The sequence below is a fragment of the Shimia sp. R9_2 genome, assembly GCF_017743735.1.
GTDB lineage: Bacteria > Pseudomonadota > Alphaproteobacteria > Rhodobacterales > Rhodobacteraceae > Shimia.
The window spans coordinates 29314-54733 of record NZ_JAGHRO010000005.1 but is presented as its reverse complement, the minus strand read 5'-3'; the positions used below and the strand labels follow the sequence as shown (position 1 = coordinate 54733).

Annotated in this window: 21 protein-coding genes; 15 read left to right on the top strand and 6 right to left on the bottom strand. The window is 58.4% G+C overall.

Annotation, left to right across the window (positions count from 1 at the left end; genetic code table 11):
- Positions 1-53: 53 nt before the first annotated feature.
- Together J7400_RS13315 and J7400_RS13310 are read right to left on the bottom strand one after the other, a co-directional pair.
- A complete protein-coding gene (locus J7400_RS13315; RefSeq protein ID WP_209064031.1) occupies positions 54-674 on the bottom strand; it encodes a TetR/AcrR family transcriptional regulator in 621 nt (206 codons plus the stop codon).
- Positions 675-796: 122 nt separating this feature from the next.
- Entirely contained in the window at positions 797-1147 is a 351-nt protein-coding gene (locus J7400_RS13310; RefSeq protein WP_209064029.1) for a helix-turn-helix domain-containing protein, read from the bottom strand.
- Positions 1148-1219: 72 nt separating this feature from the next.
- Here J7400_RS13310 and J7400_RS13305 point away from each other — a divergent pair, with 72 nt between their 5' ends.
- From J7400_RS13305 to J7400_RS13290, 4 genes are all read left to right on the top strand, one after another.
- Entirely contained in the window at positions 1220-2110 is an 891-nt protein-coding gene (locus tag J7400_RS13305; RefSeq protein ID WP_209064027.1) for a DMT family transporter, read from the top strand.
- A gap of 373 nt (positions 2111-2483) precedes the next feature.
- Complete coding sequence (locus J7400_RS13300; RefSeq protein WP_209064025.1) at positions 2484-3413, top strand: AEC family transporter; 930 nt, start codon at positions 2484-2486, stop codon at positions 3411-3413.
- 36 nt (positions 3414-3449) lie between these two features.
- Positions 3450-4283, top strand: a complete 834-nt coding sequence (gene fghA, locus J7400_RS13295; protein WP_209064023.1) for an S-formylglutathione hydrolase — start codon at positions 3450-3452, stop codon at positions 4281-4283.
- A 16-nt stretch (positions 4284-4299) separates the two neighbouring features.
- Entirely contained in the window at positions 4300-4749 is a 450-nt protein-coding gene (locus J7400_RS13290) for a YaiI/YqxD family protein (protein WP_209064021.1), read from the top strand.
- A 15-nt stretch (positions 4750-4764) separates the two neighbouring features.
- Here the strand turns inward: J7400_RS13290 and J7400_RS13285 are convergent, their stop codons facing one another.
- The gene (locus J7400_RS13285) at positions 4765-5259 is read right to left on the bottom strand and encodes an SRPBCC domain-containing protein (protein WP_209064019.1); all 495 of its coding nucleotides are present in this window, start codon (positions 5257-5259) and stop codon (positions 4765-4767) included.
- Positions 5260-5501: 242 nt separating this feature from the next.
- Between J7400_RS13285 and J7400_RS13280 the strand changes: the two genes are divergently transcribed.
- The 3 genes from J7400_RS13280 (at position 5502) to J7400_RS13270 (ending at position 8086) form a co-directional block, all read left to right on the top strand.
- Positions 5502-6467, top strand: coding sequence for a DMT family transporter (locus tag J7400_RS13280; RefSeq protein ID WP_209064017.1), 966 nt, complete (start codon positions 5502-5504; stop codon positions 6465-6467).
- An 84-nt stretch (positions 6468-6551) separates the two neighbouring features.
- The gene (locus J7400_RS13275) at positions 6552-7175 is read left to right on the top strand and encodes an HAD family phosphatase (protein ID WP_209064015.1); all 624 of its coding nucleotides are present in this window, start codon (positions 6552-6554) and stop codon (positions 7173-7175) included.
- The gene (locus tag J7400_RS13270; protein WP_209064014.1) at positions 7172-8086 is read left to right on the top strand and encodes an ornithine cyclodeaminase; all 915 of its coding nucleotides are present in this window, start codon (positions 7172-7174) and stop codon (positions 8084-8086) included. The genes J7400_RS13275 and J7400_RS13270 overlap by 4 nt, the downstream gene beginning before the upstream one ends.
- A gap of 188 nt (positions 8087-8274) precedes the next feature.
- Here J7400_RS13270 and J7400_RS13265 read toward each other — a convergent pair whose 3' ends face one another.
- Positions 8275-9513 (bottom strand): MFS transporter, encoded by a 1239-nt coding sequence (locus J7400_RS13265; RefSeq protein ID WP_209064012.1) that lies wholly within the window; start codon positions 9511-9513, stop codon positions 8275-8277.
- Between the two features lie 138 nt (positions 9514-9651).
- Between J7400_RS13265 and zapE the strand changes: the two genes are divergently transcribed.
- Both zapE and J7400_RS13255 read left to right on the top strand, forming a co-directional pair.
- Positions 9652-10722, top strand: a complete 1071-nt coding sequence (gene zapE, locus J7400_RS13260; protein ID WP_209064010.1) for a cell division protein ZapE — start codon at positions 9652-9654, stop codon at positions 10720-10722.
- 134 nt (positions 10723-10856) lie between these two features.
- Positions 10857-11768, top strand: coding sequence for a LysR family transcriptional regulator (locus J7400_RS13255; RefSeq protein WP_209064008.1), 912 nt, complete (start codon positions 10857-10859; stop codon positions 11766-11768).
- 52 nt (positions 11769-11820) lie between these two features.
- Here J7400_RS13255 and J7400_RS13250 read toward each other — a convergent pair whose 3' ends face one another.
- Together J7400_RS13250 and J7400_RS13245 are read right to left on the bottom strand one after the other, a co-directional pair.
- The gene (locus tag J7400_RS13250; protein ID WP_209064006.1) at positions 11821-12525 is read right to left on the bottom strand and encodes an NAD(P)H-dependent oxidoreductase; all 705 of its coding nucleotides are present in this window, start codon (positions 12523-12525) and stop codon (positions 11821-11823) included.
- A gap of 316 nt (positions 12526-12841) precedes the next feature.
- Positions 12842-15631 (bottom strand): bifunctional aconitate hydratase 2/2-methylisocitrate dehydratase, encoded by a 2790-nt coding sequence (locus J7400_RS13245; RefSeq protein ID WP_209063999.1) that lies wholly within the window; start codon positions 15629-15631, stop codon positions 12842-12844.
- A gap of 369 nt (positions 15632-16000) precedes the next feature.
- On the opposite strand from J7400_RS13245, the gene J7400_RS13240 reads away from it, so the two are divergent.
- The 6 genes from J7400_RS13240 (at position 16001) to J7400_RS13215 (ending at position 25257) form a co-directional block, all read left to right on the top strand.
- Entirely contained in the window at positions 16001-16645 is a 645-nt protein-coding gene (locus J7400_RS13240) for a hypothetical protein (protein WP_209063998.1), read from the top strand.
- A 12-nt stretch (positions 16646-16657) separates the two neighbouring features.
- Positions 16658-17647 carry a hypothetical protein gene (locus tag J7400_RS13235; RefSeq protein ID WP_209063996.1) on the top strand — a complete coding sequence of 330 codons (990 nt, stop codon included), beginning with the start codon at positions 16658-16660 and terminating at the stop codon, positions 17645-17647.
- A 9-nt stretch (positions 17648-17656) separates the two neighbouring features.
- Positions 17657-19321: a peroxidase gene (locus tag J7400_RS13230; RefSeq protein ID WP_209063995.1), complete on the top strand. Its 1665-nt coding sequence runs from the start codon at positions 17657-17659 to the stop codon at positions 19319-19321.
- 209 nt (positions 19322-19530) lie between these two features.
- Positions 19531-20418 carry a GNAT family N-acetyltransferase gene (locus J7400_RS13225; RefSeq protein WP_209063994.1) on the top strand — a complete coding sequence of 296 codons (888 nt, stop codon included), beginning with the start codon at positions 19531-19533 and terminating at the stop codon, positions 20416-20418.
- 1027 nt (positions 20419-21445) lie between these two features.
- On the top strand, positions 21446-24211 hold the full coding sequence (locus J7400_RS13220; protein ID WP_209063992.1) for a Hint domain-containing protein: 2766 nt from the start codon (positions 21446-21448) through the stop codon (positions 24209-24211).
- Between the two features lie 8 nt (positions 24212-24219).
- Positions 24220-25257, top strand: a complete 1038-nt coding sequence (locus J7400_RS13215; RefSeq protein WP_209063989.1) for a hypothetical protein — start codon at positions 24220-24222, stop codon at positions 25255-25257.
- Positions 25258-25420 lie beyond the last annotated feature (163 nt).

Genomic DNA, 25420 nt, shown 5'->3' with positions numbered 1-25420 from the left:
GAGCTGCCCACATACGAACAACACTTCGGATCTTTGTAGAACAAACTTAAGCCTCACCGCACCCCATAGCGCGCCATGAACATCTCTGCGGCGCCCTCAACCACGTGCTCCACCTCACCTGCCTCAAACTCTGTCTGCACGCCGGTCACCTGCCGCAGAAACAGCCCGGCCTTGCACAGCTCCGTAAACTGATCCGCTGCCAGTTTCTTATCGGGCACCCGCAGCTCCCCGCGCGCTTCCGCTTCAGCAAAAAACGCCATTAACCGGCTCTGACAAAGCTGCGGGCCGGAGGTGTAAAACTGCTGCCCCAGCTCGGGAAACCGGTCCCCTTCAGACACGCAGACCCGAAACATATTGCGCCCGAATTCGGACAGGATGATCCCCATCAGCCCGCGCCCGACCACGCGCAAAACCTCGGCGGCCGGCTGCGTGCCATCCACCGCCGCCTCAAGCTGTTCGGCCTGCTCCGCACATTCCTGGCGCACAACCTCCATGAACAGCATCCGCTTGTCGGGGAAATAGTTGTAAAGCGTCGCCTTGGAGACCTGCGCCGCCTGCGCAATATGGTCCATACTCACACTTTCAAACCCATGCTGCATGAACAGACGCCGCGCATGATCCAGAACCTGCGCAAATTTCCGGCCTTGCCGAATGATAGGGCTTTGGGTGTTCATAAGGCTGTGCTGACCTCTTGGCTGGCGTGCGTCCAGACAGTACACCGCCGCTTTCCCCTGCGGCAAGTCCGGTTGCGAAACTTGTTTCGACACCACCGCAAAACCTGGGTCCTCCAAAACCGCTAGACGTCCTGTGTGCTCTCCGCCAGCCCCTGCGCCCAGTTCTGCGCCCAAGGGCCAAAGGGGGCCAACAGCGCAAACAACTCATGGCCAGCAGCACTCAGTTCATACCCCGCATCGCCGCGCTGCACCAACCCGCTGGCCATCAACTCTTTGAGACGCCGGTTCAGCACCGTTGGCGACACTTGCTCGCACCGCGCCTGCAACGCGCGAAAGGTCATCGCCCCGTCCGAGAGCTGCCACAAAACCCCAAGCGCCCAGCTGCGCCCCAAAAGGTCAAACAGCGCCATGATCGGCTTGCCGGTCTTTGAGCCGCGCACGGGGCGGCCGGGTGTTGGCACCTGATGCGTCATAGATCCTCCTTGCTACACATTTGATAGCACACTATTGCTACACAAAACGTAGCGAATCTTGTGAGCCCTGTCATGACCCTTCTTCCCCTTCTTGCCGCGCTGGGTGCGTCTTTTGGCTGGGCCAGTGGCATCGTGATTGCCCAATCCCCTGCAAAGCTGTTGGGGGCCTTTGCCTTTACCCATATCCAGCTGGTCGCCTGCGGGGTGCTTGCCGCCGTGCTCACCACCGCGCTCGGGCATTGGCACAGCGTCCCGTGGCAGTTCTGGCCTGCTTTCGTGTTCAGCAGTGTCTTTGGCATTCTGCTGGGCAACCTTGCCATGATCGCCTGCCTGCGCAGAGGCGGTCCCAGACGCACAGAGCTGCTGCTGTCTCTGAAAGCCCCCATCGTGGGCGGCATCGCCTTTCTCTGGCTGGGGGAAGTGCCCGCGCCAGCTGATATCCTCGGCGCTACCATCACCCTGATCGGGGTCTGCATCGCCATTCTGTTCGGCACAAACACACAGTCCCAAAGCGACGCGCGCTTTGCTCCATTGCTGCACATTGTGGGCTTGGGCGTGGTGGCCACCGCATTGCAGGGGGCTGGTTTTCTGGCCATGAAACCCGCGCTCGAAGCCGGGCTGAGCCCCATCGCGGCCACCGCCCTGCGCCTCTTGGGCGCTGCGGCTTTGATTTCTGTAATGGCCTGCCTGCCAATGAAAGCCGTGAAACCGCACAAAGCGCTCAATACGCAACTGCTGGGCAAAACCATCCTGCCGGGAGTGATCGGCTATATGTTTGCCTCGTCTCTGCTGCTCTTTGCCTTTGCGCATCTGGATGCGGGCATCGCCGCGACACTGGGCGCATTGTCCCCGGTGCTGATCTTGCCGATCCTCTGGGCCAAAGAGCGTCTTCGGCCACATCCCATGGCCCTTATGGGCGCGCTGATCGCCGTGTCAGGCACAGCGGTCATCGCCTTGCTCTAACGCCTGAGCACAATCACGAGGTTGCATCAGAGCGCGGCCTATTTCGTCGTCATTTGGCCGTGAAATAGATGACTTGCCCTGCGTCCAAATCCCTAAATCATCGTCCAGCAAATCTGTAACAACTGTAGCAGCTCACATAGACCGGCCCCCGACCCTGGGTGGGGGTGAAGCCCCCTCCCTTAGGGAGGGCCCGTAAGGAAGGCTGAGGCTGGTCGGCTTCGCCTCCTGCGCGCAGGTAGAGACCAAGCGCCTCAGGTTTTCACGACGATGATTGGAACTGAGCAATTTTGGACTGAAGCTGATGCGACCTCCTGATTGCCCACAGGCCCCAGCCCGCCCTTGCCACCTGCACCAAACCTGTTAAGCCTTGGCCATGCTGGCAATCTTTCTGAAAACACTGCCGTTTTTTGCGCTCATTGGCCTTGGCTATTGGGCCGGGCGCACGCGGTTCTTCTCAGAGGAGGCCACGGCCTATCTCACCAAATTTGTGTTCTATTTCGCGCTGTCGGCCATGCTGTTCCGCTTTGCCGCCAATCTCAGCCTTGCTGAGGTTCTGAACTGGCGCCTGATGGGGGCCTATCTGATGGGCAGCTGCGTGATCTACGGGCTGGCGACCAGCATTGCCATGCTGCGTAAACAGGATGTGGCCACCGCCGCTGTCGAGGCGCAATGCGCCACCATCGGCAATGTCGGCTTTCTGGGCGTGCCCATGCTGACACTTCTGATGGGGCCAGAAGCCATCGGCCCTGTGATGCTGGTGCTGGCGGTGGATCTGATTGTCTTCTCCAGCCTCATTGTGATCCTGATCACAGGTTCTCGGGACGGGCGCATGAACCTCGCGATCCTGCGCACAGTTGCCGCCGGTTTGATTCGCAATCCGATGATTGTGGCGATTTCGCTGGGCTTTGTCTGGTCTGCCCTTGCGCTGCCGATCCCCGCGCCTGTGAACGAGTTTCTGGCCATCCTTGGCGGCGCGGCCACACCGGGGGCGCTCTTTGCCATTGGCGCGTCGTTGGCCACCAAATCAGCCGAGCGGGTGCAGGTGGCGGTCTGGCTCAGCTTTGCCAAATTGGTGCTGCATCCGCTGTTTGTGGCCATTGCCGTGCTGTGGATTTTGCCGATTGATCCCTATTCCGCCAGCGTTGTGATCGCCGCCGCGGCCCTGCCGGTGGCTGGCAATGTCTATATGCTTGCGCAGCACTATGGCGTCGCTCCGCATCGGGTGTCCGCCGCCATTCTTTTTTCCACCGTCGCATCCATCGCAACGGTCTCGCTGGTGATTGCATGGGTCAGCCAGTTCTGACATTTTGGCGCAAACCGTTTGGCAGGAGCCCCACCCATGGAATTGATCTCTGAAAACCGCGCCTTTGGCGGCACGCAAGGCGTCTACACACACAATGCACACAGCACGCGCTGTGACATGACTTTTGGCCTCTTTCTGCCCGAAGAAGCCAAGGTCGGCCCAGTGCCGCTCATCTGGTATCTCTCCGGCCTGACATGCACCCATGAAAACGCCATGGTGAAGGCAGGCGCACAGCAATGGGCCGCCGAGCAGGGCGTTGCGCTGGTCTTCCCCGACACCTCGCCCCGCGGCGAAGGCGTGGCGGATGATCCGGCCTATGATCTGGGTCAGGGCGCAGGCTTTTATGTGAATGCCACCCAAAAACCATGGGCGCCGCATTACAACATGTGGGACTACATCGCCGAGGATCTGCCGTCCTTCCTGCAGGAGGAGTTCCCTGTGGATCTGTCCCGCCAGTCCATCATGGGCCACTCCATGGGTGGCCACGGCGCGCTGACGCTGGCCATGTCCCTGCCCGGCCGCTTCCGCTCCGTGTCGGCCTTTGCCCCCATCGCCAACCCGACGGCCGCGGACTGGGGCCGCAAACAGCTGTCCGCCTACCTGGGTGACGACGAAGCCGCCTGGGCCGCCCATGACGCAACGCTGCTGATGCGCGAGAAAGGCTTTGACGGCCCGATCCTTGTGGACACCGGCACCGACGATCAGTTCATTGATCTCTTGCGCCCCGAAGCGCTGGCCGAGGCCGCAAACGCCCGCCGTCAGGAAGCCACCCTGCGTCTGCAAAAAGGCTATGATCACAGCTACTTCTTTGTGTCGTCCTTCATGGAAGAGCACATCGCCTTCCACGCCGAAGCGCTCTACGCAGACTAAGAACAGGACAGGCCAAATGACTGCGATTTATGTGGATGCCGACGCCTGCCCGGTGAAAGCCGAGGTCGAACGGGTCAGCACCCGCCACAAGGTCAAAATCTACGTTGTCTCCAACGGCGGTCTCCGGCCCAGCCAGAACCCGCTTGTGGAAAACGTGATTGTGCCCGAAGGCCCGGATGTGGCCGATATGTGGATCGCAGACCGCGCCAAAACGGGGGATGTTGTCATCACCGGCGACATCCCTCTGGCCGCAAAATGTGTGGAGGCCGGGGCCCGCGTGCTCAGACACAACGGCGAGGCCCTCACCGCGGCCAACATCGGCAATGTGCTTGCCACCCGCGATCTCATGGCCGACCTACGCGCCGCAGATCCGTTCCGTCAGGGCGGCGGCAAAGGCTTCACCAAAGCAGACCGCTCCCGGTTTCTGGATGCGCTTGAACGCGAGCTGCGCGCCGCAAAGCGCTAATCCCAAAGCGGCCGCTTAAGCCGCTTCCCCCACCAGCAGGCGCTCCATCCGCGCAAGGTTCTGGCGCCACCCGCCTTCCACCATCGGCAGATACTCCACAAAACAGACCCGTTCAGTCAGAGAAGCCGCCACCGGCACCATCGACACCCCCAGCTTGGTGTGCTCGCCCGCAGGCGCAAGGGTGATCGTGGTCAGAATATCCTGCGGCCAATTTGGCAACGACTGGCTTGGCGCTTTCTGCCAATCCGCATCGGTCGATTGATGCAGCCAGACCAGACGCGCCTTTTCCTCAATGGTCTTGAACAGAATACGGCTGTGGTCACATTGCCCGTTAAACCGCATCTCCGTGCGCCACTCGCCACCTTCCTCAAAGGCAAAGCCATGGGTCACGGTCTCAACACCCGCCCCATACCACTGCCCAAGCAGCGACGGCGCACTCAAGGCGGCCCAGACCTGATCCATCGAAGCCGCAATATCGCGCTCCAAGGTGAATACCGGCACGTCAATCATGACCCTAGCGTTCCTTTTTCTGCGCGCGCCTCACACGCATCTGTCTTGCCTTCAAACACACCGGAGGCATCCAAAGACGCACCTGTGCCTCCCCTAAATACGGCCACAGCCTTAAGAAGTTCTGACGATAGACCGGATTTGCCCCTCAAATCTGCGCGGGGACACCCGCCGCAAAAGCGCAAAATCCCGCACAGGTCGTTTTTGCTCTAGACGCTGAACGATTGTTCATCCCAAGTGGACACATGAGCCAAGCCCTGACCCATCGCCTGCCCCTCGGCCCACTTTCGGCCCTGATCGCCGTGATCTTCTTCTCGATCAACGACGCGACGATCAAATTCCTGTCCGGCGACTACGCGCTGCATCAGATCGTGCTGATCCGCTCCGTCATCGGTCTGGCGATCCTGCTGGCCATCATCGTGCCGCTGCAGGGCGGCTTTGGCGTGCTGCGCACCAGCCGCTTTGGCATGCATATGCTGCGCGGCTTCTGCGTGGTCGCCGCCAACACCACCTTCTTTCTTGGCCTTGCAGTGCTGCCGCTGGCGGATGCGGTGGCGGTCTTCTTTGTATCGCCTCTGCTGATCACCGCCTTTTCCGTGCTGCTGCTGGGGGAAAAGATCGGCCCGCGCCGCCTGCTGGCGGTGGGGCTTGGGATGGTTGGCGTTCTGATCATGGTGCGCCCCGGGGCTGAGGGTTTCAACGCCGCGCTCCTCCTGCCGATCCTCGCTGCCGTGGCCTATGCGCTGCTGCACGTGCTCACCCGCAAGATCGGCGGCACCGAAAGCGCGGCCACCATGTCAGTCTATATCCAGCTGGTCTTTGTGGTTGTTTCCGCCACCGTTGGGGCCACCCTCGGCCATGGCGCTTGGGAGGACAAAGGTGGCGAAATGCTCGCCTTCCTGCTGCGCAGCTGGCACATCCCCGCCGCGGCGGACTGGCCCCTGCTGGTGCTCTTGGGCATCGCCAGCGCGGGCGGCGGCTTCTTCATTTCACAAGCCTACCGCCTGTCAGAAGCCAGCCTGATTGCCCCGCTGGAATATGTCGCCATGCCAATCGCGGTTGTCGTCGGCATCGTGCTCTTTAACGAATGGCCCACGCCGGCCTCATGGCTCGGCATGGTGCTGATCATCGGTAGCGGCCTGTTTGTCTTCTGGCGCGAAACCAAGCTCGGCGATGTGCCCGCACCCGAACGCCCGCGCAGTCGCCGCTAAAGCGCGCAGAGGCAGCAGAAACCGGTTCCCCTGACGCCCCCGCCGCTCTACGGTCAGCCCAAAATATCCATACAGGGGAAGACCATGTCGCAAATCGAGGCCGTGATCTTTGACATCGGCAATGTGCTGATCGAGTGGCAACCGGAAAATTTCTACGACCGCACCGTGGGAGAGGCGCGCCGCAAAGCCTTCTTTGCCGACACAGACATCCACCGCCACCACGAAGCGATTGATGCCGGGGCTTCCCTGCCGGGCATGATCGAAAGCCTCGTGCCGCAGTACCCGGAATATGAGGCAGAGCTGCGCATGTGGAACGACAATTGGAACGACCTCGCCGCCCCGGCAATCCCCCATTCCGTGCGCCTGCTGAACGCACTGGTGGACAAAGGCGTGACGGTCTTCACCCTCACGAATTTCGGCCACGACAACTTCCCGCTGTCCCAAGCGGTCTACCCGTTCCTCAACCGCTTTGACCGCGAATATGTCTCCGGACGTCTCAAGCTGATCAAACCCGATCCGGCGATCTACGCCCATGTGGAAACCGACAGCGGTGTTGATCCCGCGCGTCTGCTCTTCACCGATGACCGCGCCGACAACATCGCCGCCGCCGCCGAACGCGGCTGGCAAACCCATCTCTTTGAACACCCTCAGGGCTGGGCCGACCGGCTGGTCACCGAGGGTCTCCTGACGGCGGAGGAAGCGCAATGATCCCCTATATCTCCTTTGAAGAAGGCGAGCGAAACATCAACTGGCTCGGCCTCACCGATGCGCTGGCCGCTGGCCATGATCTGCCCCGCGCCGAAATCTCCGACAGCTTTCTCTATCGCGGCAATGACACGCTCTTGCAGCGTCAGGCCTGGATCGACGGTTTGGGCATCGCGGTCAAATCCGCCACCGTGTTCCCCGGCAACCCGGCGCAGGACGTGCCCATGGTCAACGGGGCGGTCACCCTGTTTGACGACCAGATCGGCACGCTCTCCGCGCTGATTGATTTTCACCTCGTCACCAAATGGAAAACCGCAGGCGACAGCCTTCTGGCCGCCCGCCGCCTCGCCCGCCCCGACAGCCGCAACATCCTGATCGTTGGCGCAGGCACGCAGGGGCGCAACCTGCGCGACGCTTATGGCGTCGCCTTCCCGGAGGCGCGCTTCACAGTCTGGAACCGCACACAGGCCAATGCCGAGAAGATGGCGTCTGAGATCGAGGGCCTCTCTGTGGCCACCGATCTGGAAACCGCCGTGGGCGAGGCTGACATCATCACCTGCGCCACCATGTCCACAGAGCCCACCCTGCGCGGCGACTGGCTGCAACCCGGCCAGCATGTGGATCTGATCGGCGCCTATCGCCCCGACATGCGCGAGGCCGATGACACCGCGCTCCAACGCGCCCGCGTGTTTGTGGACAGTTATGCCACCACCTTGGATCATATCGGCGAGTTGAAGATCCCGCTGTCTGAGGGCGCCCTCACCCACGAGGATGTGCTGGCAGACTATTATGACCTGTCCCGGTTCACCCGCCAGTCAGAGGACGAGATCACACTCTTTAAGAACGGCGGGGGGGCCCATCTCGATCTGATGACCAGCCGCTACATTCTCGATCAATGGCAGGCCGCGCGCTGACGCGCGCGCCGTCCTCTTGCCAAACCGATGTTTGGGGCGAGATTGCGCCCCAACAAGCCGCCTAGGGCCTCTGTTTGCCGGCGCAACGCGCGGTTGGGTAACCTTTTTTCGCCGCCAAATTTCGCACCTCCGCAATACAGCCGCGATACAGACGCAATACCGACGTTCCGATTTATGGTTAACGCGCCCTAGGCCGCGGACGCAACGGGCTCGCGTTTTTCGCGGATCGGCAGGTGCACAATCGCGCTGAACGCTCCGATGGCCACACCCAGCCACCACACCACTGTGTAGTCGCCGTATTGGTCATACAAGCGCCCGCCGAGCCAGACACCCAAGAAGCTGCCAAGCTGATGAGAGAAAAAGACAATTCCGTAAAGCGTCGCCATATAACGCAGCCCGTAAAGATGCGCGACCAACCCTGAGGTCAACGGCACAGTGGCCAGCCACAGAGAGCCCATCACCAGCGAGAAGACCACCACCGTTGTCGGCGTGATCGGCATCAGAATGAACATCGCCGCCGCGAGGGTACGGCCAGTGTAAACCCCTGCCAGCAAATACTTTTTCTGATAGTGCTTGCCCAACCAACCGGCCAGCAAAGTGCCTCCGATATTGGCCAGACCAATCAACGAAATCGCCACCGCACCCAGTGCCGAGGTGGTCGAAATCCCCAACCCCGCCAACATGCTCCCCGACGCAATCGGCCCGCACATCTCAGTGATCATCGCCGGAAAATGCGCGGTCACAAACCCAAGCTGATAGCCGCAGCTGAAAAACCCAAGGAAAATCAACGTGTAAGACGGATCCCGGAAGGCTTTCATCAGGATCGCGCCCATGCTCTCTTGTAGCTCCGCCTTAGGTGCCGCAGGCGCCCGCATCATCGGCAAGAGCAACAGCACCGCCAGAATAACCGCCGCAAAAACAAGGAAGGTCTCCTGCCAGCTCAAAAAGCCCAGCATCCATTCCGCAAGCGGTGCCCCAAACACCTGCCCACTGGACCCTGCCGCTGTGGCAATCGCCAATGACATAGAGCGGTTCTCATCCGAACTGGCCCGCCCCACGACCGCCAGAATCACCCCGAACCCCGTGCCCGCAATGCCAAATCCAACAAGGATTTCATAGAGTTGATGCGCTTCGGGTGTGACCGCGAAAGACGACAGAACAAGCCCCGCCGCATAGGTCACAGCCCCCAGAATGATCGCTTTCCGGTCGCCCATCTTCTCCGAAATCATCCCGAAAAACGGCTGACCAATCCCCCAGGCCAGGTTCTGAATCGCGATCGCCAGAGAGAATTCACTGCGCAGCCAACCAAACTCATCGGCAATCGGGATCTGAAACACCCCAAAGCTCGCCCGAATGGCAAAGCTCACCAGAATGATGATACAGCCCACGATCAAAACCGGGGTCATAAGAGGGGTCTTCTGCGGCATGGGGGTTCTCCTGTTGCGCAGAGCAGATACTGCACAGTTTAATCAACACAGGCAATTCAGCATTTGTTTGCCCCCACATCACGCCTGTCAATGTAACGCCACTTTTCCTCCGCCCCGCGATTGGCTACACCCGATAATATGACAAGCTTGCCAGAGATTTACGCCGCCAAGGTTGCCGAAGGCATCCTCACGCCTGACGACGCCCAAACCGCCGTTTTGCCAGAGCTTGAGCGCATCCGCGCGGAGGTGAGCAAACCGGTGAAAAAGAGCTGGTTCCGCAAATCCACACCGGAACCCGTGCAGGGTCTTTATCTTTGGGGCGGCGTTGGTCGGGGCAAGTCCATGCTGATGGATCTGTTTGTCGAAAGTCTCTCTGTCCCCGTCCGGCGCGTGCATTTCCATGCCTTTATGCAAGAAATCCACGAGGCCATGCACAAGGCCCGCGCTGATGGGGTTGAGGACGCCATTCAACCCGTGGCCCAAGCGGTGTCAGAGAGCGTGCGCGTGCTAGCATTTGACGAGATGCAGATCACCGACATCACCGACGCGATGATTGTGGGCCGCCTGTTTGAACAGCTTTTTGAGGCGGGCGTGGTGGTTGTCACCACCTCAAACCGCGTGCCTGACGATCTCTATAAGGATGGTCTCAACCGTCAGTTATTTCTACCTTTTATCGCGATAATCAAAGAACAGTTGCGGGTCTGGGAGCTGGTCAGCCCAACCGACTACAGGCAAAACCGCCTTGCGGGCAATCAGGTCTATTTTGTTCAGGCCGGCACCGAGGCCCGCGCGCAGATCCGCGGCATCTGGGAGGATCTAACCGGCGGCGACGCGTCACCGCTGGTGCTTACGGTCAAAAGCCGCGAAGTCACCTTGCCTGCCTTCCGCAATGGTGTGGCACGGGCGAGCTTCTTTGATCTCTGCGGCAAGATGCTTGGCCCCGGTGATTATCTGGCCATCGCCAATGCGGTGCGGGTTCTGATCCTAGAGGACATCCCGGCCCTGAGCCGAACAAACTTCAACGAAGCCAAGCGCTTCGTCACCCTGATCGACGCGCTCTATGAGGCCCGCGTTCGCCTGATCTGCTCTGCCGCGGCAGAACCAGAGATGCTCTATCTTGAGGGGGAAGGCACCTTTGAGTTTGAACGCACCGCTTCCCGCCTGCGTGAAATGCAAGATGCGGAGTGGGGCCAAGAGCCGGAAAACTAGTTCAAAAACAAGAGGCGTAGCGGCAATAACGTCATCCCCTTACTGCGCCCTTTGGTCACCTAACCATTGCGCCATAGGGAAAAACCGCTCATTTCTGGATGGATCGTTCCATCCCTCCATGCAATGAGGCGCCCATGGATACTGACAGCCTCCGCCTTTTTGTGCTCGCCGCCGACAAGCTCAACATCAGCGCTGCTGGTCGGGAGCTTGGTCTGGCACCAGCCGTTGCCAGCGCCCGTCTGGCCAAGCTTGAGCACGCCCTAGGCGCCGACCTGCTGCACCGATCCACCCGAAAGGTGTCTCTGTCGCTGGAAGGTGCGGAGTTTCTCCCCTACGCGCGGGAAATCCTTGTTCAGGAGGAAGCCGCACTGGCCGCATTGGGCCAAGGTCAGGCCATGCCCACGGGCACCCTGCGTTTCACCGCGCCCAGCACCTTTGCACAGCTCTACATTGCCCCGATCCTACCCAAATTTCTGGAGCAATACCCGGGCATTACGCTGGATTTGCGCCTCTCAGACAGCCGGTTTGACCTGATCGAAGGCAGCTTTGACCTCGCGATCCGCAACTCAGCACTTGAGGACACCAGCCTCAAAGGGCGCAAATTGGCCAATGACCACCGCATCCTTTGCGCGGCCCCCAGCTATCTTGAGAAACGCGGCATCCCTCAAACGCCTGAGGATCTGCTCTCGCACGAATTGATTGCCTTTGCCGATCAGGAGGCCAAACCTCTGCGCCGCCGCGATGGGGAGATCGGGAGTTTTGATCCGAACAAAGCCCGTGGCCGGGTGATTTTGGACGACGGCCTTAGCCAGAAGTTGGCAACCATCGCCGGGGCTGGCATCTCCAGCAATCCGGTCTGGAGCGTTCATCAGGAGCTGAAATCCGGCGCGCTTGTCCGGGTGTTACCCGATCACGAGGTGGCAGACGGCTCAGTACTCTGGATGATCTACCCAAAAACCAACGTGCTCTCTGCCAAGGTGCGGGTGTTTATGGATTTTCTGATCGAAGAGATCGGCAAATCCCCGGTCTGGCAGACCCCTGTATAAAACCGCGCCCCGGTTTTTGGGGCGCGGTCAAAGTGCTTAAACAAAGCCGGCTTTAGAACCAGCTTACAGTGTCTTCCATGCTGCGGCGGGTCTTGCCGAACTCGGGCTCATTTGCGCGGTAGCCAAAGGCGAACATCACAGCCGGTTTGTAGAGCTTTGGATCGATGCCAAAGTGCTTTTCGAGCACCTCTGCGGTCTGTGCCATGTCAAAGCCTTCGATCGGGCAGGAGTCGATGCCCATAAGCGCGCCAGTGGTCATCATATTCGCCAGCACGATATAGGCCTGCTTGCCCGCCCAGTCGCTGATCTCACGCGGGCTGGTGATCTTGTGATCGTCGGATTGGAACTTGCCATAGGCACCGTTGAAGATCTTGATCACCTCTTCAGGCAGCTGTTTCACAGTGCGGTAGAAGTTCTGCAGGTAATCGGAGCCTGCAGTCATGGTCTCTTCGGTATGCGCCAGAATGATGCCAAAGTGGCTCGCAGTGCCCAGCTGACCGGTGCTGCCGTTCATCATCCCGTTTGCCCCCCAGGAAAACTCCCGGAACAGCTCACGGCTTTCCGGTTTCTGGAGCATGACGATCTTGAACGGCTCATGCCCAAAGGAAGTTGGTGACAGGCGCGCGGCTTCCAGAATGGTCTCAAAGGAGGCGTCATCAATCTTGCGCTCAGCGTCGAACACTTTGGTCGCGTGACGGAAGTTGAAGGCCTCAAGGATTTCGGCCTGGATGCGGGTGGTGTCAGTGATGTCTTTCATGTCTTCACTCCAAAAATCTGATGGCGCTCAGATATGAGAAGCGAGATCTGACAAAAACTGAGGCGAGTCACAAAAGAGAATTCGGGTTTCGCATATAATTAACGGGTGAATTACAGTTTGCCGGAAAGACGTAAACCAAGAGGTAACGCATCGATCTGCGCATTGCCCAAAGAGGTTAACCCGCTAAATTCATTTGATTTTGAGAGACTCAAGAGGCGAGAAATTCGCTCTGCAAGCATTTGCATGCATATCGCATCAGCGCCTGAAAAAGAAAACGGGCAACACCATTTTCAGATGCTGCCCGTCGATGTGTTTCTTAGAAGTGTGCGGACTTCGCGTTCGCTGGCACCTGAAGCGGTGGCGCGAATTTGGTCAGGTCGATGCCTTCAACCGCCTCTTTGTACTCCTCCAGCGTTGGTGTGCGGCCGAGGATCGCGGAGAGCACCACCAGCGGTGTGGAAGCAAGCAGAGACTCACCCTTCTTCTCCGGCAGGTCAGCCACAACACGGCCTTGGAACAGGCGGGTTGAGGTCGCCAGAACGGTGTCACCCTTCGCAGCTTTCTCCTGGTTGCCCATGCAGAGGTTACAGCCTGGACGCTCGAGATAGAGAATGTTCTCATACTCGGTGCGCGCCTGCTGTTTCGGGAAGAGATCATCAAACTCAAAGCCCGAGTACTTCTGCAGAATGTCCCAGTCGCCCTCTTCCTTCATCTCGTCGATGATGTTGTAGGTCGGCGCGGCCACAACCAGCGGTGCCTTGAACTCGACTTTGCCATTGGCCGCTTCGAGGTTCTTCAGCATCTGAGCCACAATCTTCATGTCGCCCTTGTGCACCATGCAGGAGCCCACAAAGCCCAGATCCACTTTCTTTTCAGCGTTGTAGTAGCTGATCGGACGGATGGTGTCGTGGGTGTAGCGCTTGGAGACGTCTGCGTTGTTCACGTCCGGGTCGGCGATCATGGGCTCAACGATCTGGTCCAGATCCACCACAACTTCTGCGAAGTACTTCGCGTCGCTATCCGGGGTCAGTGCTGGCTTCTCACCAGACTGGATTTCGGCAATGCGGGCATCCGCCTTGTCGATCAGGCCCTGAAGCATCTTCACTTCGTTGTCCATGCCCTTGTCGATCATGATCTGGATACGGGATTTCGCCAGCTCCAGAGAACCAATCAGGGTCTCATCGTTGGAGATACAGATCGAGGCTTTCGCCTTCATCTCTGCGGTCCAGTCGGTGAAGGTAAAGGCTTGGTCTGCGAGCAGAGTGCCGATGTGCACTTCGATCACGCGGCCCTGGAACACGTTGTCGCCGTGCTGCTCCAGCATCTGCGCCTGAGTGGCGTGCACCACATCACGGAAGTCCATGTGATCCGCCATCTGACCTTTGAAGGTCACTTTCACAGACTCGGGGATCGGCATGGAGGCTTCTCCGGTCGCCAGCGCCAGCGCCACAGTACCAGAGTCCGCACCGAAGGCCACGCCTTTGGACATACGGGTGTGGCTGTCGCCACCGATGATGATGTCCCAGTCGTTCACGGTAATGTCGTTCAGCACCTTGTGAATCACGTCTGTCATGGAGTGATAAACGTCTTTAGGGTCACGCGCGGTGATCAGGCCGAAGTCGTTCATGAACTGCATCAGACGCGGCGTGTTGGCCTGCGCTTTTGCATCCCACACAGAGGCGGTGTGACAGCCAGACTGATAGGCACCATCCACGATTGGGGACACAACAGTCGCCGCCATCGCTTCCAGTTCCTGCATGGTCATCAGACCGGTGGTGTCTTGAGAACCAACGATGTTGACCTTCACGCGCACGTCGGAACCCGCCAGCAGAGTGGCCCCCGGCGTGGAGCCCAGAGCGTTTTTGTTGAAGATCTTTTCAACAGCAGTGAGACCTTGGCCTTCCGCAGTGATCTCTTTGGACGGCGCAAAGACAGGTGTTGCTTCCACGCCAAGCGCTTCTGCGGCAAATGTCTGCAGCTTCTTACCAAAGACAATCGCGTAAGAGCCGCCAGCTTTCATGAACTCGGCTTTTTGCGGGGTGAAGGCAGAGGACACATCCACCAGCTCTTCGCCGTCTTCGCTCAGCAGCTTTTTGTCTTTGGTGTTGATTTTCAGAACGGTGCCGGTCTCAACAGAGTATTTCTGCTCAAGGATCGGGTTGCCGTCGTTGTTGAGGATCGGGTTGCCGTCCTCATCGGTTTTGCGCACCCAGTTCTTCAGGTCCAGACCGATACCGCCGGTCACGCCAACAGTGGTCAGGAAGATCGGGGAGATGCCGTTGGTGCCCGCCACGATCGGCGCGTAGTTCACAAATGGCACGTAAGGGGATGCTTGCTTACCGGTCCAGAGCGCCACGTTGTTCACACCGGACATACGGGAGGAGCCCACACCCATTGTGCCTTTTTCAGCGATCAGCATGACCTGTTTGCCAGGGTGCTGCAGCTTCAGCTCTTCGATGTGCTTCTGTGCCGCTTCGGTGATCATGCACTTGCCGTGCAGTTCACGGTCCGCGCGGGAGTGTGCTTCCGCACCCGGGGAAAGCAGGTCGGTGGAGATGTCACCTTCCGCCGCGATGAAGGTCACGATCTCGATCTCTTCGTCGATGTCAGGCAGCTTGGTGAAGAACTCTGCCTTGGCGTAGCTTTCCAGAAGGTCTTTGGCGATAGCATTGCCACCGTCCAGCGCTTCCTTGAGACGCGCTTGATCCGCGTCATAGAGGAACACCTGAGTCTTCAGAACTTCTGCGGCTTGCTTCGCGATGGCTTCATCGTCGCCCAGCGCCAGATCCAGCAGCACGCGCACGGAAGGGCCACCCTTCATGTGCGAAAGCAGCTCAAATGCAAATTCCTGAGAAATCTCGGCCACATCAGCGGCGCCAAGAATGATATCTTTGAGGAATTCCGCTTTCACACCAGCAGCGCTCGTGGTGCCCGGAAGTGTGTTGTAGATAAAGAAGTTAAGCGCACCTTCGCGCGCCTCGTTCCCGGTGTCCTTGATCAGTTCGATCAATTCGGCAACCAGGTCTCCCGCGTCAATCGGCTTGGGGTTCAGACCCTGCTCTTTGCGCGTTTCGATTTCAGCTAGGTAATCCGTATAAAGGCTCATGGCTATCCTGACGAGTAAGCGTTAGAAGAAGCGAGAGCACAGGGTGCTGACACAGATCAGCGCGCCCTGAAGCGCTCTTTGTATGCCGATGTATACCAAGCTTGCCTCGGTTACAAGGTCCAGACCAACGACAATATGCTTAAAACGCTTTGTGAACTAGGCCATTTGGCCGGAATCTCAAGCCCAGCAATCGCTCGCCTGCCACATGGCTGCGAAAGCGCATACCATATAAGGCCGTCTCCGTCACATCTTGCGGATGCGACCAAAGCACACCCCAATTTTTTCCGCCTTTTCCGTTAACAAACCGTCTCAATTGGCTTAGTCTGAGAGAATATTTTTAAGTGCGTTGTTATTTAGGTCGAGGTTTTTATGACCAATGTTGCCGGCAAGGCGTATGCCATGAATGTCGTCACCCCAAGCAGCCCCAAGCTGACATGGCTCAACCGATTGTTTTTCATGGCGGCCCGAGGATTGCCCGAACGTCTGGCCGGGCTTTTGGGCCTGTCCCTCATTCACTTTGCCCGCTGGGTGATCATCAAACCCAAAGACTGGCCGGATCTCGGGCAAGGCCCGCAAAATCTGCAAAACGACTACGTTCTGTTCTGTTCCAATTTCAACGGAACATGGGACCAGTATATCGACGCCTTTTCCGATGGCATTCCCAGCGGGCTTGACCTGTTCTGGTTTTCCGCCACGAAATACCCGCTATCGATACCGGTCACGCCGTTCAAGGACTACATCACCCACAATCAGCTCGGCACGGATTACTACTACAACGCCACACCCGGTGCCGCGCAGCGTGACATCAAAGGGGCGCTGAAGGTGTATGACGCGCTCCTGCACTTGGAAACGCTCTACGCAGAGGAGAGCCCCGAAGTCTTTGCCCGCAGTTTTCGGGAGGCCATGAGCCGGGTTCAAGGCTGTTTGGGCGATGTGGGCTTTGGCCCTGTCGCCAGCCTCAGCACCGAGCGCGCGGATCTGAACCGCAACATCTATGTCGCCAATGATGCGTGAGGAGAGCCCCCAATGCCAGATCTGGACAGCGGCCACTATTTTCTGACAACGCTCGCCCCAATCCGCGACAGCGCCGCAGGCGAGCACACCCACACCTCATACACACAGGCCGCCCGCATTGCCCTGGCAAAAATGCCACCTGCGCTGCAATCTCCTGCCACGCAGAAAAGCGGCAAAAACAGCCCTTTTGCGCGCAACACGCGCACCCACTTTGCCCGTATGTTTGTGCTCAATGACGCGGTTTACAACGGACGTGTGGGCAAACGCTTTCGTGGAGATCCAATTGATCCGCAACATGTGGACCGCCTGAACACATCTTATGTGGTTTTTTGTGCCGACATTGACGCGATAACCGAAGATGGTGCCCCACTGCCGGCAGGGCTTTCCCGCACGGAGCACAAAGAGGTGCGCTCCGCTTATGCCCGCACGCTCTGGAACACCATGGAAGCCGAATTGCGCGCGGTGTATTGCAATTGTGAGGGCTTTGACGGCGTTCAGTCCGCTGACGACTTCGCGCTCTATCTGGACAGGTGCCACGTCGAAACGACCATGCCGTTTCATGACTATTACCTCAACTTGCCCGACTTTCATCACCTGCCGCTGCGCCGCCTGATTGCCTTGGTCGCTGTGCCACTGCTCTTTGCTCTTTTGGGGCTCTTGCTGCGCCTGATCGGCGTGGTGGACATGCCGCTTCTACCTATCAGCACCTTCTGGGCCTTTATCGGCGGTTTGCTTGCGGCCGTCCTCATGGCCGCGGCAGCAGTCTGGTATGTGTGTCAGAACGGGAAGAAACCTCTTCCACCCGCAGAATATGACGATCTGCCTTCAGTGCTTAAGGCGCTCTATCTGCAGCAGAAGTTTGCAGATTTCGCGGTCGACACCCAAGGGGCCGATCCCGAAGAACTCCACGCGCAGTTTGGCGCCTTTCTCGCCGCCCATCAGCCGGCAAACAAGACCGCGCCAACGCAGCTCCCCGGCACGATTGCCGCCCCAAAACCATAAGGACAGCCCATGGCACGCACCCTCAATCTGCATGACATTCAGGGCAATGTGATCCGCGCCTATGGCCGGTATTCCTTCCCCTATGCCCGCTACTTCTTTCTGCATATCGACAAGGCTGCCGAGGGGCGCAAGTTTGTCGATGCGCTTCGCAAGGTTGTCACCACAGGCGCGCGCTGGCCCGAAGAGGCCGAGAAGCCCGCCTGCACGGTCAATGTGGCCTTCAGCTTTATGGGCCTTCTCGCTTTGGAAGTGCCCACGCGCACCCTGAAAGGCATGCCCTTTGAGTTCGCTGACGGCATGAAGGCGCGCGCCTTTGTTCTGGGCGATCGTGACACCACAAAGGTGGCGCAGGACGATCCGGAATGGGATGCACATTGGGATCCCATCTGGCAAAAAAACCGCGCTCCCGGAAGCGGAGGCGCTGAGGATGTGCACGTCTGGATTTCGCTGAACGCGCAACTTGCGCAACCGGGTAAGGCTGATCCCTCCCCCGCACTTGAGACACGTACCCAGTGGCTGCGCGATCTGTGCGAGGCCTCAGGTGGCAGTGTACGCATATTGAATGCCGGTCGTGATGACAGAGCGGATTATCTGGAAGCCAATGCGGTGTTTGACACCCACGGCGATGTCGTGTTGCCAACACCCAAAGAGCATTTTGGCTTTGCAGACGGCATCGGCGATCCGGTGTTTGACGGGCAATACCGCCCTGAAGACATGCCTGATCGGGTGATCGGCCGCGGCAAGCGCATGGACGGCAAATGGACGCCCATCGCCACCGGCGAATTTATTCTCGGCCACCCCGATGAAAGTCAGGAGTTGCCCCCTGCTGCCATGCCGCCTGAGTTTTCACACAACGGCACCTTCATGGCGTTTCGCAAGCTTCATGAAAACGTCGGCAGTTTCAATGAGGTGCTCGAGGAGGAAAGCGCGCGCTTTGCCAAGGTGATGTCGGTCCCAAAAGAAGAAGCGCGTGAAACGCTTATGGCCAAAATGTGTGGCCGCTGGTCTGACGGTGTGCCGCTGGCCAAACATCCCACATTTGCGGGCTGGCAAGCCTTTAAGGCCGGGCGGGGTTTTGATGATCCCGATCCGGTCAAAGCGCTTGAAAATCAGATGGCTTTCTTGCGCTCCCCCTGCGCCTCAGATTTTCGCTACGCAGATGACATGCCGGGCTACAAGGTGCCTGGCGGCGCACATATTCGGCGCATGAACACTCGCGGCTATCTCGACCCGCTCAATCAGGACGGCGTTGATGCCGAAGGGATGCCGTACCCCAACAAAAACGCCACCCATGCGCTCAACAAACGGCGCCGCGTGCTGCGTCGCGGCCTCCCCTATGGCAGCTCAGATGCCAGCAAAAACACAGATGAAACCGAACAGGGCGTCGCCATGATCCTGATGGGAGCAAGCTTGTTTCGTCAGTTTGAGTTTGTGCAGCAGCAGTGGGTGCAATACGGGCTGGATTTCAACCAAGGCAACAACACCTGCCCCATGCTGGGCGATCACAGCACCCACAAACGCCATACCATTCCGGCGGATCCGAAATGCGGAAAGCCGCCCTACATCATGTCCAAGCTCAAAACCTTTGTGGAGTGCCGGGGCGGAGAATATTTCTTTGTGCCCTCAATGACCGCCTTGCGGCTCATTGCTATGGGCGTGGTAGACCCAACATAAATACGCGACGTGGCGCGGCTTCAGAGCCAAAGCCACTCAATCACCGAAAGCACCAGAAACACAGGAATAGAAAGTCCTGTGGCCAACAGAAGGGCCGCCGCCTTCGTCCACTTGGCGCTTGGTGCGGTCTGGCCATATACGGGGGTTTGTTTTGATTTTCTCATGAGTTTATTAACCATGATTTAGGTTTCAGATGCGTTAATGGCCGCATGTTTGATGCTTGCCCAGACCTCCCGCCAACCCCGCTTCAGCAAAGTGATGAATATCGCAAGGCTCTCGCGCTGACCAAGACACAAACCTCCGCGCTGGAGGACGGCACGCTGGTGCTGCGGCGCAAATTGGCGGGTGTGTCTGTGGCAATGCTCCCCCGCGCTCAGCTCTCACAAGACACGCTCCCCGCGCTGATCCGCAAACCCATCAAGGGCGGCAGCCTCCACAAACACCTCTGGGTGTTAAACCCTGATCAGCCCGCCCCGTGGCTGGGCAAACTCGGCGCGGTTCCGGTGATGACCCCGCAGCACATCGCGGAGCTGTCTTTGCAGGGTGATCTCCGCGCGCAATTGCATCAAAAGTGGCGCAACCGTCTGCGTTTTGCCGAACAGCAGGATCTGCGCATCACACGGCAGAACATGACACTGAAACCTGATCAGTGGCTGCTGCAACAAAACCAGGCCCAGCAGAAAGAGCGCGGCTACAACGGCTGGCCCGATGCCCTTACGCTGGCCTATGCCAAAGCCAACCCCGGGTGCGCGAAGCTCTTCACCGCTTTCTCCGACAAGACCCCTGTCGCAGCGATGCTGTTTTTACGACATGGGCACAGCGCCACGTATCACATCAGCCATAGCACCGCTCTGGGCCGCTCATTGGCCGCACATAACCTGCTTATGTGGCAAGGCATGTGCTGGCTGGCCACCAAAGGGGCTTTGCATCTCGATCTGGGAATTGCCTCCACCGAAGGCTCCGCAGCAGGCCTCGCCCGCTTCAAACTCGGAACCGGCGCAACGCTGCGCCCACTCGGCGGCACGTGGCTCTGGTGGCCGCCCATCCGCGGGATGCTGCGCCCCCTGAGTTTGCTGGATCAAAACCTGATGAAATGAGCAGGTGACCGACCAAGCCTGCAGGTGAAAGCAACGCATTCCTATCAGGGAAACTGGCTAAATCCCTGCGCTCATTGGATGCCATATTTCCCCCTCCTGAACGCGTGAATTGAATTCACACAGTTTGTATCACTTGGCCCCATCCGAAGTGCGCTCACTGGCGCAAAAGACCTCGGATTGCGCCATGGAGATCAAAAACCTCATTTCTGCGAGCGCGCAGCAGATCGACAAAGGCATGTAGTTCGAGTGCAATGCCGGCGTCGCGATCAATGGCATTGCGAACCGCGTAAACCACATTTCCAAGCTTCAGCCCAAGCTTTCAAACACAGCCGTCGAGCAAGTCAGAAATCTGACGGAAATCAACAGCAGCACATCTCAACCTGAGCAAATCACCCAGCGCAACGCGACGATGGGCGAAGACGCCACCGCCACCGGCCAGATACTTAGAAACGACGCAGAAACCCTGCCAGAGATCGTCGCAATCTTTCACGGTGATAGTGCTGAATCAGGTCCAAGTCAGGAGAATCGATTGCCGCTCATCAGCTCGGAGAACGCATCATATGCACAGCTTTCGCGGCGGCCAAACTTGAAGCCTCTTCAAGCTGCAGCTCTCGCATTCTGGTACATACGCAACGCCACAGCGCACAGATCTCTGTAAATAAGGGCATTCTCGTCACTCGTTCGTCCGAAAGAACACACATGAGACACGAAGAGGTCCTGCACGCGTCCTAATTTTATCACAAATGGAAGGCAACTTCGTGCCCCATGACGACACTGGGGATGACTACGGACTTTTTTCAAATAAGTTCACGCTTTCATAACAAACTCGTTGCTTGGTGCGCACTCAGACACTCTGTAGTGTCAGTTCGCATATAAGCATCGGGTAGAAAATCCGTTGTGCTACGGGACTTACGAAACGGCCCTCGCTGGCTTCCTCTCATGTGCGTTTAAGAAGTCTTTTATCAATCTGGGGTTAGCTCTCAGAGAATTTAGCATTCTGCACACGCAGACTTAAGGAGGTGCTGAAATGTCAGGCGGAAGCGGGAGCGGCAGCGGCCGCGGGAGCGGGAGCGGCAGTGGGTCAGGTGGACGTCGTGGTCGCGGGAGCGGCAGCGGATCAGGCAGCGGCGGCGGCAGCGGATCAGGCAGCGGCTCCGGTGGTGGCGGCGGTCTCAATCCCCTCAAAGTTGGCCCCGATGGCGTCGTACGCGGCGGCAACGGCAACGAGAACATCTTCCCGGGCTTCACCGATGGCGACGGCGACCGCGTTGATAGCAACGATGCGCGCCTCCCCGGAGAAGCGGGCAATGATGACATCATCTATGCCAACGGCGGCAACGACACCGTCAACGCAGGCGACGGCAACGATTACATTGATGCCGGCTCCGGCAATGACGTTGCTTACGGTGGCGACGGCAACGATGTGGTCGCAGGCAACGAAGGCAATGACACGGTTTATGCCGGTGGTGGCAATGACACAGTGTTCGGCGGCGGCGGGAATGACAGCATCAGCGCTGGTTCAGGAGATGACCGCATCTATGGGGACACACAGACCGGCAATACTGGCAACCTGATCACCAATGGGGATTTCTCCTCAAGCGCTGGCTGGCATCGAATTGACGGCAACCACGATGGCGTATCGCCAATCGTTGGTGGTGGGCGCGCGCAGTTCAACCACGGTGGTCGTGCAGCTGGTGACGCGATTCAACAAACCTTTGCCACCAATATCGGTGCTGAGCACACGGTGTCTCTGGACCTGTTTGAACACCACGCAGGTGCAGCACATCATGGATTTCGCATCGACGTTCTGGATTCAGACGGCAATGTCATTTCGTCAGAATCCGTCGCAGTACAAAACGGCACCAGTGAACATGTAAGCTTCACGTTTACCGCAACCACACCAAACACCACGCTGCGCATTACCAATACAACGGCTGTTGGTGAGGCTCATAGCAGCGACGGCAAAATCGACAATGTGTCCGTTATCGAAACCCCGTCTGTGGCGGGCAATGATACGATTGATGCAGGCGCAGGCCACGACTATGTCGACGGCGGAGATGGCAACGACTCGCTCCTCGGCGGTGATGGCAACGACACCATCTCCGGTGGCGCCCACAATGACACTGTAGATGGTGGCATAGGTCATGACCATATCGATGGCGGCGCGGGCAATGACAGCCTGTATGGCCACTGGGGTGGCGACAACATCAAGGGTGGCGATGGCAACGACACTGTAGACGGTGGCTTCTCTACGGACCACATGGATGGTGGCGATGGCATCGACACGGTCAGCTTCCAACGCGCATTTTCCTCGGCAGATCAAAACGTCGACCTCGACCTGCAGGCTGGCACAGCCCGCCTGAGCGATGGCACGACTGAAACTGCCACCAACTTTGAAAACGCGATCGGCAGCGCCGGTGACGACACGCTTGCCGGCACCGATGGTTCCAACATTCTCCAAGGCGCAGACGGTGACGATGTCATTGATGGGCGCGGTGGTGATGACACCGTGCTTGGCGGAGAGGGCGATGACAACCTTTCAGGTGGCAGTGGCCACGACTACCTGGAAGGTGGTTCGGGTAGCGACACGGTTCGCGGTGGTGCCGATAACGATACGATCGATGGCGGCGAAGGTGATGACAAACTGTTTGGTGATGGAGGACATGACACCTTTATCAGCAGCGATGGCAGCGACCAAGTCTCAGGCGGTTCCGGTCGGGACACCTATAAGAGCGCCGATCCGGCAGATGAGCACATTGATGCCTTCATCGACGATGGTGGCAACGGCCACATCGACAAACTGATCGAGGGCTCTCGCGACACGGTCAATCAGGTCGAGCATTTTGTTGCAGATGAGACTGCAAATGATGACTCCATCACGCTGACCACCAATGTCACCGACGTGTCAACGATCACGGGTTTTGACAACAGTGCCATCGGGGTGTTCACACCCAACAACGGCGCTGCGATCAACTTTGGTGGCCAGGGCCAGCCCACGCTGCGCGACATTCTGGACGGCAATGTTCCAAATGTGTCGCCGGGTGGCACCTATCGGATCACCGATGGCGACGAAAGCGGCCAAGTTGGCAATATCTCCTTTGAGAACTTCGAAGAGATCAACTTCACCGTTGTCTGCTTTGCCCGCGGCACGCAAATCGCAACCTCGGAAGGCGAGGTCGCCATTGAGGCCCTGTCGGTTGGCGACAAGGTGATGACCAAGGACAACGGCGCGCAGCCTATCCGCTGGATCGGCAACCGTAATATCTCGGCGGAGGAGCTTGAAAAGCACCCGAACCTGAAGCCCGTGCGCATCTCTGCCAGCGCTTTGGGGCCGGACATGCCCAAGCGTGACCTGGTGGTGAGCCCTCAGCACCGGATCTTTGTCAGCTCCAAAATTGCCGAGCGTATGTTTGGCAAAAGCGAGGTGCTGATCGCCGCCAAGAAGCTGACCATGTTCAAAGGCATTGATGTGGTGGAGGACAACCCGGATGGCGTGTCCTACTATCATTTCCTCTGCGAGAACCACGAACTGATCTGGTCGGAAGGCACTGTGACGGAGACCCTCTTCACCGGCACCGAAGCGCTTAAATCGCTTTCCCCGGAGGCGCGGGACGAGATCTTTGCCATCTTCCCGGAGCTCAAGACCGGTGGAGAAAATGGCATTCCGATGATCGCGCGCGCCACACCAAAAGGCGCAGAGCTGCGGGTGTTCCTGGAGCGCATGCAGCGGAACCGCAAGACGCTTGTGGACCCCAAAACGGCGGCTTCCGCCGAGGTTCAAATCCGTCAGTGAGGTAAGCCATGAAGGACACGCACAGCGTGGACCGTGTCGGCGGAGTTGAGGTCGCAAGCCTCATCTCCGCCACAGAAAAACTCCTCGGGCAACCGGTGATCAAAGCCAGCTGCCCGGGCGGGCGTGACCGGGCGGTTTTTCGGATGTTTCTGGAAGATCAAACGGTGATTGTGTCCCGTCGGGACAACACCAAAGGCGCAGCACGGGAACGGCGCATTCTGGAGCATGTCGCGCCCTGCACAGATCATTTCCCTCAACTGATTGGCGAGCATCAGGGGTTTCTGTTTCAGACAGATATGGGCCCGGTGAGTCTCGCAAATCGGATCGGGGCCATACGTCCCGCTGAGCAAAAGGCACTGTTTGACGACGCCATTGTCTCGGTCTTCAACTATCAAATGCACATCGGCCGCCCCTTGCCTCAAGCTGAGGTGCCTGTGCTGTTTCAAGACAATGCGAAGCGCCAGTATTTCTGTGACGGCCCCATTCGCACAGCATCGGTCTTTGGCCTGACGCTTGACGGATACGATCCTGACAAACTGGCAATCGAATTTGCACCAACAGACGCATTCTTTTTGAAATGGGACAACCGGCTCGCAAACGCGTCTGTCGCACAGTCAGGCACAATTGGCTGGTTTGATTTTGAAGACAGTTTTGTCGGCTCAGGTTTTGAAGATCTGGCTTGGCTGGCAGCAGATGAATACCATGCGCTGTCTTTTGCCGACATTTACCCGCTCTTTGTCGCACGGATCGAAGAATATCACGGGCTCGCCGCCCCTCTCGTGCTGCGTCGGTTTCATCTGATGACCACCCTCCTAATCGCGCTGCGCACACGCCGCATCGGGCGTCACCTGATCAAACGACGCCGCTGGTACACCCGGCAGGAGATCGCCAGATCAGACCGCGTTGGCGCGCATCCGGAGATGGTTCAGGCCCTGCTGCTGCGTGGCGAGACCTTCGCTGCGATGGAGAAAGAAACCTGGCCTCTCGTGAGGATGTTTGAGCAGATCCGCGAACAGCTCCAAGGCGCCCGAGGCGCGGCTGACTGACATATGAAAGTGCATTTCATATGCGCTTACTGGAACGAAAAGCCACTCAAAGGAATAAGAGCGCAGATGCCCCCATCTACGCTCTTATTTTAGTCTAGCGACGGTATTCAAACCAATTGAACTCGTTACTTAAATTGGGCCTTCAAAATTAGATCCCAAATGC

What these genes read in the sequence shown, in the direction of transcription:
- J7400_RS13315 (WP_209064031.1), bottom strand. Translation starts at nt 674, where the DNA reads ATGAACACCCAAAGCCCTATCATTCGGCAAGGCCGGAAATTTGCGCAG.
- J7400_RS13310 (WP_209064029.1), bottom strand. Translation starts at nt 1,147, where the DNA reads ATGACGCATCAGGTGCCAACACCCGGCCGCCCCGTGCGCGGCTCAAAG.
- J7400_RS13305 (WP_209064027.1), top strand. Translation starts at nt 1,220, where the DNA reads ATGACCCTTCTTCCCCTTCTTGCCGCGCTGGGTGCGTCTTTTGGCTGG.
- J7400_RS13300 (WP_209064025.1), top strand. Translation starts at nt 2,484, where the DNA reads ATGCTGGCAATCTTTCTGAAAACACTGCCGTTTTTTGCGCTCATTGGC.
- fghA (WP_209064023.1), top strand. Translation starts at nt 3,450, where the DNA reads ATGGAATTGATCTCTGAAAACCGCGCCTTTGGCGGCACGCAAGGCGTC.
- J7400_RS13290 (WP_209064021.1), top strand. Translation starts at nt 4,300, where the DNA reads ATGACTGCGATTTATGTGGATGCCGACGCCTGCCCGGTGAAAGCCGAG.
- J7400_RS13285 (WP_209064019.1), bottom strand. Translation starts at nt 5,259, where the DNA reads ATGATTGACGTGCCGGTATTCACCTTGGAGCGCGATATTGCGGCTTCG.
- J7400_RS13280 (WP_209064017.1), top strand. Translation starts at nt 5,502, where the DNA reads ATGAGCCAAGCCCTGACCCATCGCCTGCCCCTCGGCCCACTTTCGGCC.
- J7400_RS13275 (WP_209064015.1), top strand. Translation starts at nt 6,552, where the DNA reads ATGTCGCAAATCGAGGCCGTGATCTTTGACATCGGCAATGTGCTGATC.
- J7400_RS13270 (WP_209064014.1), top strand. Translation starts at nt 7,172, where the DNA reads ATGATCCCCTATATCTCCTTTGAAGAAGGCGAGCGAAACATCAACTGG.
- J7400_RS13265 (WP_209064012.1), bottom strand. Translation starts at nt 9,513, where the DNA reads ATGCCGCAGAAGACCCCTCTTATGACCCCGGTTTTGATCGTGGGCTGT.
- zapE (WP_209064010.1), top strand. Translation starts at nt 9,652, where the DNA reads ATGACAAGCTTGCCAGAGATTTACGCCGCCAAGGTTGCCGAAGGCATC.
- J7400_RS13255 (WP_209064008.1), top strand. Translation starts at nt 10,857, where the DNA reads ATGGATACTGACAGCCTCCGCCTTTTTGTGCTCGCCGCCGACAAGCTC.
- J7400_RS13250 (WP_209064006.1), bottom strand. Translation starts at nt 12,525, where the DNA reads ATGAAAGACATCACTGACACCACCCGCATCCAGGCCGAAATCCTTGAG.
- J7400_RS13245 (WP_209063999.1), bottom strand. Translation starts at nt 15,631, where the DNA reads ATGAGCCTTTATACGGATTACCTAGCTGAAATCGAAACGCGCAAAGAG.
- J7400_RS13240 (WP_209063998.1), top strand. Translation starts at nt 16,001, where the DNA reads ATGACCAATGTTGCCGGCAAGGCGTATGCCATGAATGTCGTCACCCCA.
- J7400_RS13235 (WP_209063996.1), top strand. Translation starts at nt 16,658, where the DNA reads ATGCCAGATCTGGACAGCGGCCACTATTTTCTGACAACGCTCGCCCCA.
- J7400_RS13230 (WP_209063995.1), top strand. Translation starts at nt 17,657, where the DNA reads ATGGCACGCACCCTCAATCTGCATGACATTCAGGGCAATGTGATCCGC.
- J7400_RS13225 (WP_209063994.1), top strand. Translation starts at nt 19,531, where the DNA reads ATGTTTGATGCTTGCCCAGACCTCCCGCCAACCCCGCTTCAGCAAAGT.
- J7400_RS13220 (WP_209063992.1), top strand. Translation starts at nt 21,446, where the DNA reads ATGTCAGGCGGAAGCGGGAGCGGCAGCGGCCGCGGGAGCGGGAGCGGC.
- J7400_RS13215 (WP_209063989.1), top strand. Translation starts at nt 24,220, where the DNA reads ATGAAGGACACGCACAGCGTGGACCGTGTCGGCGGAGTTGAGGTCGCA.